Source organism: Actinorhabdospora filicis (genome assembly GCF_030269765.1).
Classification (GTDB): Bacteria; Actinomycetota; Actinomycetes; order Mycobacteriales; family Micromonosporaceae; genus Actinorhabdospora; species Actinorhabdospora filicis.
This window is the reverse complement of record NZ_BSTX01000002.1, coordinates 1,250,377-1,262,795: the sequence shown is the minus strand read 5'-3', so window position 1 is coordinate 1,262,795 and position 12,419 is coordinate 1,250,377. Positions and strand designations below refer to the sequence as shown.

Sequence of the window (12,419 nt, the reverse complement as noted above, 5' to 3'; positions counted from 1 at the left end):
GGGGACCCCGGGTGTCAACGCGCGCCCCATCGGCCTGTGCGGACGGGTGTGCGCTTGGGCGGTTCGCGGCGAAACCGCAGGTGCCCGGACCGGTCAGTAGGTGTAGAGGGTGACGCTGGAGCCCTTCGGCTGCATGGTGTCGCCGTCGGGGCTCATGTCCCAGACCTCGTCGTTGCCCAGGGGCAGGTCGAAGCGCTCGACCTTGAACCCGAGCCGCTGGAGCTCGCCGCGGGCCTCGTCGAAGGACTTGCCGACCACGTTCGGCAGCATGATCGGCTCGGCGCCCTTGCTGACGGTGATGGTCACCGCCGAGCCCGCGCCGACGCCGGTGTCGACCGGGGGGTCCTGCGCGAAGACCTCACCGGCGGGCACCTGGTCGTGGTACTGCTCGACGACCACGGGCACCAGCCCGAGCCCTTCGAGGGTGGACTTGGCCAGCTCCAGTTGCATTCCCACCACCGGCGGGACTTTCACCGGCGCCGGTCCCTCGCTGACGGCCAGGACGACGGGGGTGTCGCGCTTGACCTCCGTGCCCGGCGCGGGCGTCACCGAGATGACCTTCCCGGCGGGGACGGTGTCGCTGAACTGCTGCTGGAGCGTCACCACCAGGTTCATGGACTCCAGCTTGGCCTTGGCGGCCGCGCCGTCCATGCCCACGATGTCCTGGGTGATGGTGTAGCGCTCGGGTCCCAGCGACAGCGTCACGCTGATCGGCTCGCCGTCCAGGATCTTCTCGCCCGGCGCGGGGTCCTGCGCCAGGACGAAGCCCTTGGGCACGTTCTCGGAGTAGCCGCCGGGGGCCCAGCTGACCGTGAAGCCCTTCTCGGCGGCGAGGCTCTCGGCGTCGGTGGCGACCAGATCCAGCAGCGAGGGCGTCCGCTCGTAGCGCCCGGCGCTGAACCACCAGCCGAGGGCGCCCACGAGCAGCATGATCACCGCGACGGCACCGACGGCCAGGAGGGTCCGCCGGGTCAGTTTCGGGAACCGCGGCCCACTCTCCTCGGGCGGCGGTGGCGGGACGGCGGGTGTGCTGCGCCCGCGCACGACCGGTTCGGTCGGCAGGACGGTGGTCGTGCGCTCGGGCCTGCGCGCGGCGGGCGCGGCGGCCGGTTCGGGCACCAGCGCCAGGCGCGCGGCGAACTCGGTGGCGTCGGCCGGGCGGGCCGCGCGGTCGCGGCGCGTGGCGGCCACGACGAGCGCGTCCAGCTCGGGCGGGATGTCCTCGGCGAACTCCGAGGGCGGCGGGACGTCCTCGCTCACGTGCCGCCCGGCGACCTCGGCGGGGTCGTCCCCGTCGTAGGGGACCACGCCGGTGAGCAGCTCGAACAGCAGGATCCCGGCCGAGTACACGTCCGAGCGGGCGTCGGCGACGCCCTCGGCGACCAGCTCCGGCGGCACGTAGGCGACGGTGGCCAGCAGCTGGCCACCGTGCTCGTCGTCGGCGTCGGGGCCCTGGACGATGCGGGCGAGCCCGAAGTCGGCGACCTTCACCGCGCCCGACTCGGCCAGCAGGACGTTCTCGGGCTTCACGTCGCGGTGGACGAGGCCGACGCGGTGCGCGGCCGACAGGGCGTCCAGGATGCGCGCGGCGATGCGCAGGGAGTGGCGCACCGGCAGGCGCGAGTGCTCGTTCAGCACGTCGCGCAGGGTCTTGCCGTTGACGTACTCCATCACCAGGTACGGCAGCCCGTCGTGGGAGCCGGTGTCGTAGACGCCGACCACGTTCGGGTGCGACAGGCGCGCGATGATCTTCGCCTCGCGTTCGAAGCGCGCGGTGAAACCGGCGTCGCCTGCTTCGGCGCGCCTGATGATCTTGACGGCGACCACGCGGTCGAGTCGCTCGTCGACCGCCCGGTACACCGTCGCCATGCCTCCGGTCGCGATGCGCTCGGTGACGCGGTAGCGGCCTTCGAGTGAGGCTCCGATCAGCGGGTCGGTGACGGTGGTGTCCATTGCCACCGAGTGTACGGAGCGGTGGCGACGCCCCGGTGGACGGCGCGCTCAGTCTCCCGGCGACTCCGCCAGCCACCTGCCCAGACGCGCGGCGAGCTCGGGCGTGGTGCCCGATTCGGCGTGGCCCATGCCGCGCTCGATCCACAGCTCCTTGGGCTCGCGCGCGGCGTGGTGCAGCTCATAGGCGTGCCGCAGCGGGAAGTACCGGTCGGCGTCGCCGTGCACGACCAGGTACGGCGCGGGCGCGACGAGCGGCGCGGCGTCCGTCGGCGACAGGGGGAGCTCGTGCCAGCCCTCGCCGCTGATGCGCGTGTTCAGGAACGCGCGCGAGACCAGCCGCCCGGCGCGCAGCTCCACCGCGCGGTGCAGCCACCGCATCGCCGGGGTGCCCTTGTAGTACCAGCGGCTCGGCCCGCTCACCGAGGCCACCGCCGTGACGTCGCCGTACAGGGCGCCGTAGCGGACGGCCACGGCCGCGCCCATGGAGAAGCCGATGAGCGCCACCCGGGCGTAGCCGAGTTCGCGTGCGTGCGTCACGGCCGCCGCGACGTCCAGGACCTCCCGGTCGCCGAGGGTGGACAGCCCGCCGGAGTGCCCGTGGCCGCGGAAGTCGAAGCCGATGACGCCGGCGTGCTCGCGGAAGACGTCGGTGATCTCGCCGAGGCGGGGGTTGCGCCAGGTGCCGGTGAAGCCGTGCGCGACCACGATGGCCAGGCCGGAGTGCCGCCGGGGCGGCCGGTGGACGGCGTCGAGGCGGACGCCGTCCTCGGTGGTGATGGTCTGGCGGGTCATGCCACCTGCGCCCGGTACATGCCGGTGTGGTTGGTGAAGGCGAAGGCGCCCTCGGTGGCCACCCGCTCCTGGATGAGCGCGGAGGCGCGCGCCAGGACGGCGTCGAAGTTCCCGCCGAGGCCGCTCAGGGCGCGGGTGGAGTCGAAGAAGGCGATGACCGGCGCGGCCTCGGGGACGACGGTGCGCGCGCGGTAGGACACGCTCTCCACCACGGGGAACGCCTCGCGGGCGAGTTCGCCCATCTCCTCGGCGCTCAGGTGTCCGCCGACCATGCCGCCGGCCGGGTGGCCGAGGACGTCCATCGCGGCCCGGTCCCACAGCTCGTCGAGCTCGTGTTTGTCGCCTTCGCGGTTGCCCATGATGAGCACCGACCCGTCCTCGCGCACCACGCGGGCGAACTCGGCGACGGCCGCGCGCGGGTCGGGCACGTGGTAGAGCATGTGCAGCGCCAGCACCGCCGAGCAGGACCGGGTGGCCAGGGGCAGGTGCGTGGCGTCGGTGACGACGCCCGGCGCGCCCGCCACCGACACCATCCCCGCCGAGAGGTCGGCGGCGATGACGGTCAGGTCGGGGCGGGCGGCGCGCAGGGCCTTGCTGTAGGCGCCCGAGCCGCAGCCGACGTCGGCGAGCACGCCGCCGGGGACGTCGCGCAGCCGGTGGACGACCTCGCCCACCAGGTCCAGCCGGGGACGCCGGTGGTCGTAGATCGCGCGGCGGGTCTCCAGTGGACGCTCGTCGCGGTAGGCCTTGGTGCGCAAGGCCTCACGGTCGGTGTGTGCCGGGCTCGCGGTCGTCATGGTCAACGACCTTACCGGCGGGCCTCAGCTCGTGGGCGCGGTCGGAGCCGGGCCGGACGGCGACGCACTGGGCGAGGCCGAGGGTGAGGCCGAGCCGCTCGGTGAGGCCGAGGGTGTGTGCGAGGTCTCGGTGGTCGGGCTGGGCCGCGACGTCGAGGGTGAGGTGCTGGGGGAGGCCGATGAGCTGCCGGAGGTGGGCAGCGGCGAGCCGAGGTAGGGGAATCCAGCGCTGCTCTGCGGGTCCAGGTACTGCTCGGCGAGCCCGGCCGGGTGGCCGGTGGCCTTGCCGTCGCCCTCGGCGGAGGTGCCGCCACCGCCGCCGATCCGGTTCAGGAGGCCGGTGGACAGGATGAGGCCGGTGGCGGCCACGAGGATGATGATCACCGCCAGGAGCCGCACCGATCCGCGCTTGCCGCGCAGGTCGTAGCGGACGGAGCGGATCATGCCGCGCAGCTCTTTGGACAGGGAGCGCATGGGTCTCACTTGGGGGTCCTTCCGACTGTCGGTGTGCAGGCCGGGAGGAGCCGCGAAAGGCTTGGGGGTGGGCGGCCGACCGTGTATGCGACGGTCCACTCGCGACAGGCACGAGTGGACCGACAGGAGGTATGTAACTGATGACGCCGCAGACGATGGTTCCGCCATCGGTGGTGAGGGTGGGTGGACCCGACGCGTCGCCCGTGGCCTGTGCAATCCCCTCAGATGCACCGGCCCGGCGCCGTACCCGGATCCACCGTCCCCGCCTCACCGCGCCGGATCATCCGTGCGCGACACTGGATTCAACGAGCCGGGCCGGAGAAGGTGACTCCCCGGCCCGAAAAAAGAAACGGATTCGGATATTCGGTGGACCCTGCATCCTCCGAACGGAGGAGCCTGTGGAGGGTCCAGTGAGGATGACGGGGACCGAATGCGGTCGCTTACGTACTTCGGCGTGCTGCTGGGCTGCCTCGTCTGCGCCGGATGGCTCGAACCGGTCCTGAAGGTCGGCGTCGCCGCCCGCTGGCCGCGGGTCCTGCGCAGCATCGCCGTCGTGGCGGTGCCCTTCCTCGCCGTCGATCTCACCGCGATCCTGGCCGGCTGGTGGTGGTTCGACCCCACCGCCATCAGCGGCCTGACGTTCCCCGGCGGCGTCCCGCTCGAAGAGGTCCTGTTCTTCGCGGTGGTGCCGGTGTGCGCGATCCTCGGCTTCGAGGCCGTCCGCACCGTCCTGGCCCGCCTGGAGGCGCGCCGGTGATCTACACGCTCACCGCCGCCGCGCTCGTGGCCGCCGCCGTCGTGCTCGACCTCGCCGTCCTGAAGACCAGGCTGCTGCTGGGCCTGGCGTGGTGGCTGACCTACCCGATCGTGCTGGGCTTCCAGCTGCTGTCCAACGGCGTCCTGTCGGGGATGGGCGTCGTCCACTACCGGCCCGACACCATCCTCGGGTGGCGGGCCTTCCACGCGCCCGTGGAGGACCTCGGCTTCGGCTTCGCCCTCGTCCTGGCGACCCTGTCGGTGTGGGTCTGGCGCGAGCGCCGGTTAGAGGACCCGCTGGATCGCGGCGGTCGCCAGGTGCTCCAGGACCGGCCGCGCGGCGGCGTCCACGTCCGCACCGGCCAGCGCCGTCGCGGCCTGCTCGGCCAGCCGCGCGATGCGCTCCTCGGTGCGGGCCAGCGCGCCGGTGCCGGTGATGACGTCCCGCAGCGCCGCCACGCCCTCCGCGGTCAGCGCCGGATCGCCCAGCCACGTGTCCAGCAGCTCCCGCTGGGACGGTGCGGCGGTCTCGTAGGCCGCGGCGATGAGGTAGGTGCGCTTGCCCTCGCGCAGGTCGTCCCCGGCGGGCTTGCCGGTGCGCGCCGGGTCCCCGAACACGCCCAGGACGTCGTCGCGCAGCTGGAAGGCCTCGCCCAGCGGCAGGCCGTAGTCGGAGTAGCCGCGCAGCAGCTCCTCCGGCGCGCCCGCGAGCGCCGCGCCGATCATGAGCGGCCGCTCCACGGTGTACTTGGCGGACTTGTACCGCGCGACCTTGCCCGCCCGCTCGATCGTGGTGTCCCGCGCGGCCTGCGCCAGCACGTCCAGGTACTGCCCGGCCATCACCTCGGTGCGCATCGCGTCGAACAGCGGACGCGCGCGCACGATCGCCTCGCCCGGCATCCCCGCCGCGCAGAACAGCTCGTCCGACCACGCCAGGCACAGGTCGCCCAGCAGGATCGCCGCCGCCGCGCCGAACTCGCGCTCGCCGCCGAACCAGCCCTGCGCGGCGTGCTGCGCCTCGAACCGCTTGTGCAGCGAGGGCTCACCCCGCCGCGTGTCGGAGGCGTCGATCAGGTCGTCGTGGATCAGCGCCGAGGCCTGCAGCAGTTCGAGCGAGGAGACGCACGCCACGACCTGCTCGGAGTCGGCACCACCCGCGCCCCGGTACCCCCAGTACGCGAACGCCGGGCGCATCCGCTTGCCGCCGCCCAGCACGAAGGACTCCAGCGACTCGGCGACGGGCAGGAGGGCGGCGTCGATGTCGGTCAGGCGCGGCCGCTGGAGCGACAGGAAGGCCTCCAGGGCCTTTTCGATCCGCGCGCCGAGGCTCGCGGTGTCGAGAGGGGAGGGGTGTCGGCCGTCGCCTGCGTAGGTCACCCGTCGACGCTAACGGGTTGGCTCGCGGAGATCCAACCGGGTGCGGCCCGCGAGGCGGGTGACACGGGACCGACGGGGGATTGACGCGGGAGTGACGCGTGGGGTGAGATGTCGCCGCCCACGTTCAACGCGGCGTACGTGCCGCCGTGCCCTCTGGAGTCCCCGCCGTGCTGATTCGCGTGCACACCGAAGCCGACCTCCGCCTGAAGAAGCGGGCCGCGAAGTACGCGACCCTAAAGCAGCGCAGGAAGCTGTTCAACTACGGCGTGGTGAGCGTGCTGCTGGCCGTGCTGCCACTCGCCTTCTCCCCGGCCGATGAGCTGCCCAGCGCCTGGGTCATCTTCACCACGGGCTACTTCACGCTCTGCGCGATCTGCTTGTTCACGCTGCTGTGTGCGATCCGGAGCGCGCTGCGGAAGGGCGCGAAGAACTCCGCGCTCGACACCCGGCCCACCCAGTACCTGCTCACCGAGGAGAGCTTCGGCTTCGAGTCCCCCGGTGAGGAAATGAGCCTCGCCTGGACCCTCATCGGCGAGGTCCGTGAGTACCACGACATGTGGCTGATCCACCGCTGGGACGGCACGCAGGTCTGGTTCCTGCCCAAGATCGGCATGCCCGAGCCCGACATCGAGGAGTTCCGCGCGTTCCTGGCCACCCGCCACCAGCTCGCCGCCGCGATGAGCGCGCAGGCCGCCTGACATGGAGCTCACCGGCTTCTACGTCCCCGACCCCCGCCAGGTCGCGCGCGTCGTGCGCCGGGTCAACCGGGGCAGGCGGTGGGTGCGGCTCCTGGGTGGGCTGGGGCTGTCCGTCTTCGCCGTGGCCGCGATTCACGTCGGCCGGGTGTACGCACCGAGCGGCCCGGTCGAGTGGGGCGTACTGGCGGCCGGTGCGGTGGCGGGCGCGGTGGGCATCACGCATGTGGCGATCTGGTGGGCCCTTGAGCGAGAGATGGGCGCGTTCGCCCGCGCGGGTGAGTTCGGCGCCCGCATCATCTCCGTCACCACCGTCGGCATCTCCGTGCGAACCCCGGACCGGCTGATCGAGGCCCCTTGGGAGACCATCGGCCCGATCCGCGAGGTCGCCGGTGTGTGGCTGGTGCCGTTCCCGGGCGAGGAGACGCGCGTGATCGTGCCACCCTCCGCCTTCGTCCCCGGAGACGCCGCGACCTTGCGCACCATGCTCGAAGCCCGGGCCACCGCCTCCAAGGCCTGACCCGGGCTCCCCCCCACCCCCGGCTAACTCTTCGCCTTGAGCGCCGCCATCCGCGCCTCGATCTCGGCCTCATCACCCAGCTTGTCGAGGCTCTCGAACTGCGCGTCCAGCGAGGACGCCGCCAGCTCCTGCGCGCCCCGGGCCTGCGCCTCCTCGCGCTTGATCTTGTCCTCGAAGCGCGAGATCTCGCTGGTCGGGTCCATGATGTTGATGCTCTTGATCGCGTCGTTGACCTGGTTCTGCGCCTGCGCGGTCTTCTGCCGGGCCACCAGGTTGTCGCGCTTGCCCTTCAGCTCGACCAGCTTCCCCTTCATCTGCTCCAGGCCGGTCTTCAGCTTGTCGACGGAGTCGCGCTGCGCCGCCAGGGTCGGTTCGGCGGCCTTGGCCTCCTTCTCCGAGTCGATCTGGCGGCCGAGGGCCACGCGGGCGAGGTTGTCGAACTTGTCGGCGTCCTCCGGCTTCCCCGACGCGCGCAGCTCATCGGCCTTCGCGCTCGCCGAGGCGGCCTTGGCGCCCCATTCGCGCGCGGCGTTCATGTCGGCGTTGTAGTCGTCCTCGGCCATCCGGAGGTTGCCGATGGTGCTGGCGATCGCCTGCTCGGCCTCGCTGATGTTGCCCGAGTAGTCCCGGATCAGCTGGTCGAGCATCTTGCCCGGATCCTCCGCCGAGTCCAGCAGCGCGTTGATGTTGGCCCTGGCCAGCTGCGCGATGCGCCCGAAGATGCCCTGTTTCTCGGTCATGTCCCCATTCCCGTCTCGTCGCGATACCTAGAAACGCCCGCCGGCGCCCCGGCGTCCGCGCGTGGCGCCGCCGCCGAAGCTGCCCGGAGTCACCCGCCGTCCGCCGCCCTGCGACGAACCGCGCCCACCGCCACCACCGCCGCCCAGGAGGGTGCCGATGAGGATCCCGCCGAGCATCGCCCCGGTCGAGGACCCGCCACCGCCTCCGCCGCCGAAGCCGCCGCCACCGCCCATCGGGCTCTGGTAGCCGCGGACGTCGCCCTCGGCCAGCTCCTGCGCCGAGGCGGCGAGCTGGTCGGCGCGCTGCGCGGCCTCCAGCGCCGCGATGGGGTCGCTGGACGAGGCGGCGACGGCCTGGTCGTACTGCCGCCGCGCCTCCGCCAGGCGCGTGCGCGCCTCGGAGCCCACGCCGCCGCGGTTGGTGTTGATGAAGTCCTCGGCGGCGGCGATGCGGCTGCGCGCGGCCAGCGCCGCCTGGTCCAGCGCGGCGCGCGCACGCTGCTGCCGCGCTTCGAGATCGCGGATGTCGGCCAGCGAGGCGTCGAGCGCGCCGTCGGCCTCCTCCAGGCGGCGGACGGCGTCCAGCGGGTCGAAGGACCCCGAGGCCATCTCCGCGCGCACGGCCGCCGCGACGCTCTCGGCACCGGCCAGGACCTGCGTCAGGTCACCCTGCGCGTGGCCCGCCTGCACCGCCGCGCGGCCCTCCGCGACGTCCTTGTCGGTCTCGGCCAGCAGCGCCGGGAGACCCGACTCGGCCTGCCCGAGCTCGCTGACGCGCCGCTCGACGGCCTCCACGAGCTGCCCGGTCTGCCCGAGCGCCTCCTCGGCGGCCCGCACCATCACCGCCGCGCGGTTCCCGTCGCCGGTGCCGAGGGCGCGACCGGCCTGGGTGAGCTGCTCGTTGGCGAAGGCGAGCCGGTCGGCGGCCTGGCGCGGATTGTCGGCCACGGACGCCGAGGCGCTCGCCGGGTACTTCGCGGCCAGCCCGGACAGCGTGGCGCGCGCGGCCTCCAGGCGCCCGGTGAGCACCTGCGCGGAGCCCTCCAGCTCGCCGATGGCCTCCGGCGCGCGCTTGCCGAGGTCGCGCAGCCGGTCGAAGTCGGCGGCCTCGGCGTCCAGGCGCTGGTTCGCCTCCTGGCAGCGGGTGATGATCTCGGCCAGCCACGCGTGGCGCGTCGGGTCGTCCTCGGGCTCGTCGTCGTCGAGTTTCTGGCGCAGCCGGAAGGCGGCGTTGAGGTGGTCCTTGGCGGCGGCGAGGGTCTCGGCGAAGCGGACGGTGGACTCCTCGCCGAACTGCGCGGTGGCGAAGCCGAGTTCCTGCTCGCTGGTGCGCACCGCGTCGTCGGTGTCGATGAGCAGCTGGCTGGCCTGCGCGTCGAGCTGGGGGAGGGGCACGTCGGCGAGCGGCGCGGGCGCGCCGCCGGTGGCCTGTGGCGCCTTCTTCTTGCGCGAGCGCAGCCACAGCCACAGGCCCACGCCGATGGCGGCGGCCACGATGGCGATGAGGAAGCACGTCCACGCCGAGGGCCCGCCTCCGACGCCGGGGTCGGCCTTGCCGGGCTGCACCTGGACGGGCGGGACGGGCTTGCCGGACAGGGCCGCGTTGTAGCCGTTGGCGGCGCCGATCGCCGCGCCCGCCCAGTCGTTCTGGCGCAGCGCCGGTTCGATCGCCACCGACGCCACGTCGTCCAGCTGCGCGTCGGTGAGCTTGAAGGACGGGTCGACCGAGACGGCGTACTGGCGTGCGGAGGTGCCCACGGCCATGAGCATGTCGCGGCGGCCGAGGCCGTTCTTGACGGCGGTGTCGTCGGCCCACGCCTGCGCGCCGCGCCCGGAGAAGTCGGCGACGTAGACGACGTAGAGCTGGACCTTCTGGTCGCGGTCGAGCGTGTCGAGGGCCTGCGTCACCTCGCCCCTGCGCGCGCCCAGGGCGTCGACCTTGTCGGTGATCTGACCCGACGACGCCAGCGTCACCGGTTCCTCGGCGAGCGCGGGCGCGGGCGTGAGCGCGACCGCGCCCCCCACCAGCGCACACGTTCCCGCCAGCCACAGCCTGAGCAGCCCCCGCCGTGCCATCGGACCCCTTCCGCACCTAAGCGGACAATTCCCAACGAGGCTAACAATTCAGACACCTTCGGCAGGTGGAAACCGTCCCACTCCATGACCCGCCGACACCGCAAGGTGTCCTGGCAGTTCCCCGGCGGTTAGGGTTTGAGATGTGACACTCGGTGCCCCGTCGGTGATGCCCGGCCAGCCGCCCGCGATCGGCGACCTGGTCCGCGGTGGCGACCCCACGTTCTCCTTCGAGTTCTTCCCGCCCTCACCCGGGCGCGCGGGCAGCGAGAAGACACTGTGGACGGCGCTGCGCGAACTGGAGTCGCTGCACCCGTCGTTCGTGTCGGTCACCTACGGCGCCGGTGGCGGCAACCGCGCGGCGACGGTGGAGACCACCGACCGCATCGCCACCGAGACCACGATGCTGCCGATGGCGCACCTGACCGCGGTCAACCACTCCGTGGCCGAGCTGCGCAACCTCATCGGCCACTTCGCCTCCGTCGGCGTGCGCAACATCCTCGCGCTGCGCGGCGACCCGCCCGGCGACGTCGCCGGCGACTGGATCGCCCACCCCGAGGGCTACGAGCACGCCTACCAGCTGGTCGAGCTGATCAAGGAGTCCGGCGACTTCAGCGTCGGCGTGGCCGCGTTCCCCGAGCGCCACCCGCGCTCGCCCGACTGGGACAGCGAGATCCGCAACTTCGTGGCCAAGTGCCGCGCGGGCGCCGACTTCGCCATCACCCAGATGTTCTTCGACTGGCGCGACTGGGCGCGGCTGCGCGACGCCACCGAGAAGGCCGGCTGCGACGTCCCGATCATCCCCGGTGTCATGCCGGTGGTGAACGTGCGCAACCTCGTGCGCATCGCCGAGCTGACCGGCGCGACCATCCCCGCCGGCGTGGCCGCGCGCTTCGAGGCCGTCTCCGGTGACGCCGCCGCCGTGCGCGCCCTGGGCGTGGAGATCGCCACCGGGCTGTGCGAGCGGCTGCTGGCCGAGGGCGCCCCCGGCATCCACTTCATCACCATGAACCGCTCCACCGCCACGCGCGAGATCTGGCAAAACCTGCGTTCCATGGCGGCCGTCTGATATCCAAGGTGCCATGAGTGCGCTGGCGGCAGCGGGGAACCTCACCGGGAGGGCCCTGACGGCAATGCGGGTGCGTCAAGGCACCCTCACGGGGGTCGGCGTCGTCGCCGCCCTGATCACGCCCCTGATCACCGGACGCGGCGGCGGCTTCATCGCGCTGGCCGCCGTCCTCGTCCTCACCACCGCGGGCACCGACATCGGCCGCGCTGCCCTCGCCGTCCACGCCGGACGCCGGACGCACCGCGGCGAGGTCTTCGACGCCCTCGCCGCGCGCGTCGCCGAGGCCGCCTGGCTGTGGGCCTTCTACGTCCTGGGCGCCATGGGCGGCGTCGTCGTCATCGCCGGGGCCCTGTCCTGGCTGCACGAGTACGTGCGCGCCAAGGCCGTCGCCGCCGGGATGACCGAACCCGGGATGCAGACCCTCGGCGAACGCAACATGCGCGTCATCATCGCCGTCATCGGCTTCGTCGTCGCCGGAGCCGCCGTCGTTCTCGGCGACGGCCTGTCCACCGGCTTCGCCACCGGCATCGCCAGCCTCGCCACCACCGCCTGGGCGCTCCTGGGCTTCCTCGGGTTCGTGCAGCTGCTCATCGTGGCCGGCACGACCCTCAAGTAGCGCCTAGCGCTCCAGGCCCAGCACCGCGAAGGGACGCTGGTCGCCCGGGAACAACGCGTCGCGCACCAGGTCCTGGAAACCCGTGCGCCGGTACAGCCGCCACGCCCGCGACGCCGACTCGTCGGCCTCCGGCGTCGACAGCACCACCGTCTTGCCGGGCGCGTCGTCCAGCAGCTCGGTCAGCATCCGCTCGCCGATGCCGTTGCCCTGCGCGTCGGGCCGCACCTGCAACTCCACCAGTTCGAAGACGTCGGTCATGTACCGGTCGTAGAGCTCCGGCGACAGCCACTGCGACACCTGGTCGTGCCACCACTGCCCGCGCTTGCCCAGGTAGCCGTAACCGAAACCGAGCAGCCGGTCGTCGGCGGCCGTCACCGCCACCGCCCGCATCCCCTCGAACTGCGCGTGGCCGACCACGAAACCCTGGCGCATCCGCGCCACCTCGACCGGATAGCCCATCGCCTCGGCGTAGACGGTCATCACCTCGCCCACCCGCGCGGTGAGGTCCTCGGGGGTCCAATGCGTCAGCGTCATCAACTTTCCGCTCCTCAATAGCC

At 72.7% G+C, this 12,419-nt stretch carries 13 protein-coding genes and 1 pseudogene; 6 read left to right on the top strand and 8 right to left on the bottom strand.

From position 1 onward, the window contains the following. Nucleotides 1–93 precede the first annotated feature (93 nt). The 4 genes from QSK10_RS18720 to QSK10_RS18705 are packed head-to-tail and all read right to left on the bottom strand — an operon-like array spanning nucleotide 94 to nucleotide 4,025. Nucleotides 94–1,953 carry a Stk1 family PASTA domain-containing Ser/Thr kinase gene (locus QSK10_RS18720; protein ID WP_285664131.1) on the bottom strand — a complete coding sequence of 620 codons (1,860 nt, stop codon included), beginning with the start codon at nucleotides 1,951–1,953 and terminating at the stop codon, nucleotides 94–96. 48 nt (nucleotides 1,954–2,001) lie between these two features. Beyond that, nucleotides 2,002–2,745, bottom strand: coding sequence for an alpha/beta hydrolase (locus QSK10_RS18715; protein WP_285664130.1), 744 nt, complete (start codon nucleotides 2,743–2,745; stop codon nucleotides 2,002–2,004). Then, nucleotides 2,742–3,542 carry a class I SAM-dependent methyltransferase gene (locus QSK10_RS18710; protein WP_285664129.1) on the bottom strand — a complete coding sequence of 267 codons (801 nt, stop codon included), beginning with the start codon at nucleotides 3,540–3,542 and terminating at the stop codon, nucleotides 2,742–2,744. The genes QSK10_RS18715 and QSK10_RS18710 overlap by 4 nt, the downstream gene beginning before the upstream one ends. A gap of 24 nt (nucleotides 3,543–3,566) precedes the next feature. Then, on the bottom strand, nucleotides 3,567–4,025 hold the full coding sequence (locus QSK10_RS18705; protein ID WP_285664128.1) for a hypothetical protein: 459 nt from the start codon (nucleotides 4,023–4,025) through the stop codon (nucleotides 3,567–3,569). A 421-nt stretch (nucleotides 4,026–4,446) separates the two neighbouring features. Here QSK10_RS18705 and QSK10_RS18700 point away from each other — a divergent pair, with 421 nt between their 5' ends. Together QSK10_RS18700 and QSK10_RS34310 are read left to right on the top strand one after the other, a co-directional pair. Continuing rightward, nucleotides 4,447–4,773 carry a lycopene cyclase domain-containing protein gene (locus tag QSK10_RS18700; RefSeq protein WP_285664127.1) on the top strand — a complete coding sequence of 109 codons (327 nt, stop codon included), beginning with the start codon at nucleotides 4,447–4,449 and terminating at the stop codon, nucleotides 4,771–4,773. Continuing rightward, nucleotides 4,710–5,024, top strand: a pseudogene (locus QSK10_RS34310) (lycopene cyclase domain-containing protein); the annotation flags it as partial. The gene QSK10_RS18700 and the pseudogene QSK10_RS34310, both read left to right, overlap by 64 nt. A gap of 33 nt (nucleotides 5,025–5,057) precedes the next feature. On the opposite strand, the gene QSK10_RS18690 reads toward QSK10_RS34310, so the two are convergent. Continuing rightward, nucleotides 5,058–6,149 carry a polyprenyl synthetase family protein gene (locus QSK10_RS18690; protein WP_285664126.1) on the bottom strand — a complete coding sequence of 364 codons (1,092 nt, stop codon included), beginning with the start codon at nucleotides 6,147–6,149 and terminating at the stop codon, nucleotides 5,058–5,060. Between the two features lie 167 nt (nucleotides 6,150–6,316). Here QSK10_RS18690 and QSK10_RS18685 point away from each other — a divergent pair, with 167 nt between their 5' ends. Continuing rightward, on the top strand, nucleotides 6,317–6,847 hold the full coding sequence (locus QSK10_RS18685; RefSeq protein ID WP_285664125.1) for a YcxB family protein: 531 nt from the start codon (nucleotides 6,317–6,319) through the stop codon (nucleotides 6,845–6,847). Nucleotide 6,848: 1 nt separating this feature from the next. Continuing rightward, entirely contained in the window at nucleotides 6,849–7,364 is a 516-nt protein-coding gene (locus QSK10_RS18680) for a hypothetical protein (RefSeq protein ID WP_285664124.1), read from the top strand. Between the two features lie 23 nt (nucleotides 7,365–7,387). Here the strand turns inward: QSK10_RS18680 and QSK10_RS18675 are convergent, their stop codons facing one another. Beyond that, nucleotides 7,388–8,104, bottom strand: coding sequence for a PspA/IM30 family protein (locus QSK10_RS18675; protein ID WP_285664122.1), 717 nt, complete (start codon nucleotides 8,102–8,104; stop codon nucleotides 7,388–7,390). Nucleotides 8,105–8,131: 27 nt separating this feature from the next. Beyond that, nucleotides 8,132–10,180: a TPM domain-containing protein gene (locus QSK10_RS18670; protein WP_285664121.1), complete on the bottom strand. Its 2,049-nt coding sequence runs from the start codon at nucleotides 10,178–10,180 to the stop codon at nucleotides 8,132–8,134. Between the two features lie 142 nt (nucleotides 10,181–10,322). Between QSK10_RS18670 and metF the strand changes: the two genes are divergently transcribed. Next, entirely contained in the window at nucleotides 10,323–11,246 is a 924-nt protein-coding gene (metF, locus tag QSK10_RS18665) for a methylenetetrahydrofolate reductase [NAD(P)H] (RefSeq protein WP_285664120.1), read from the top strand. A gap of 13 nt (nucleotides 11,247–11,259) precedes the next feature. Further along, nucleotides 11,260–11,862 (top strand): CDP-alcohol phosphatidyltransferase family protein, encoded by a 603-nt coding sequence (locus QSK10_RS18660; protein ID WP_285664118.1) that lies wholly within the window; start codon nucleotides 11,260–11,262, stop codon nucleotides 11,860–11,862. A gap of 3 nt (nucleotides 11,863–11,865) precedes the next feature. Here QSK10_RS18660 and QSK10_RS18655 read toward each other — a convergent pair whose 3' ends face one another. Further along, the gene (locus QSK10_RS18655) at nucleotides 11,866–12,396 is read right to left on the bottom strand and encodes a GNAT family N-acetyltransferase (RefSeq protein ID WP_285664117.1); all 531 of its coding nucleotides are present in this window, start codon (nucleotides 12,394–12,396) and stop codon (nucleotides 11,866–11,868) included. Between the last annotated feature and the right edge of the window lie 23 nt (nucleotides 12,397–12,419).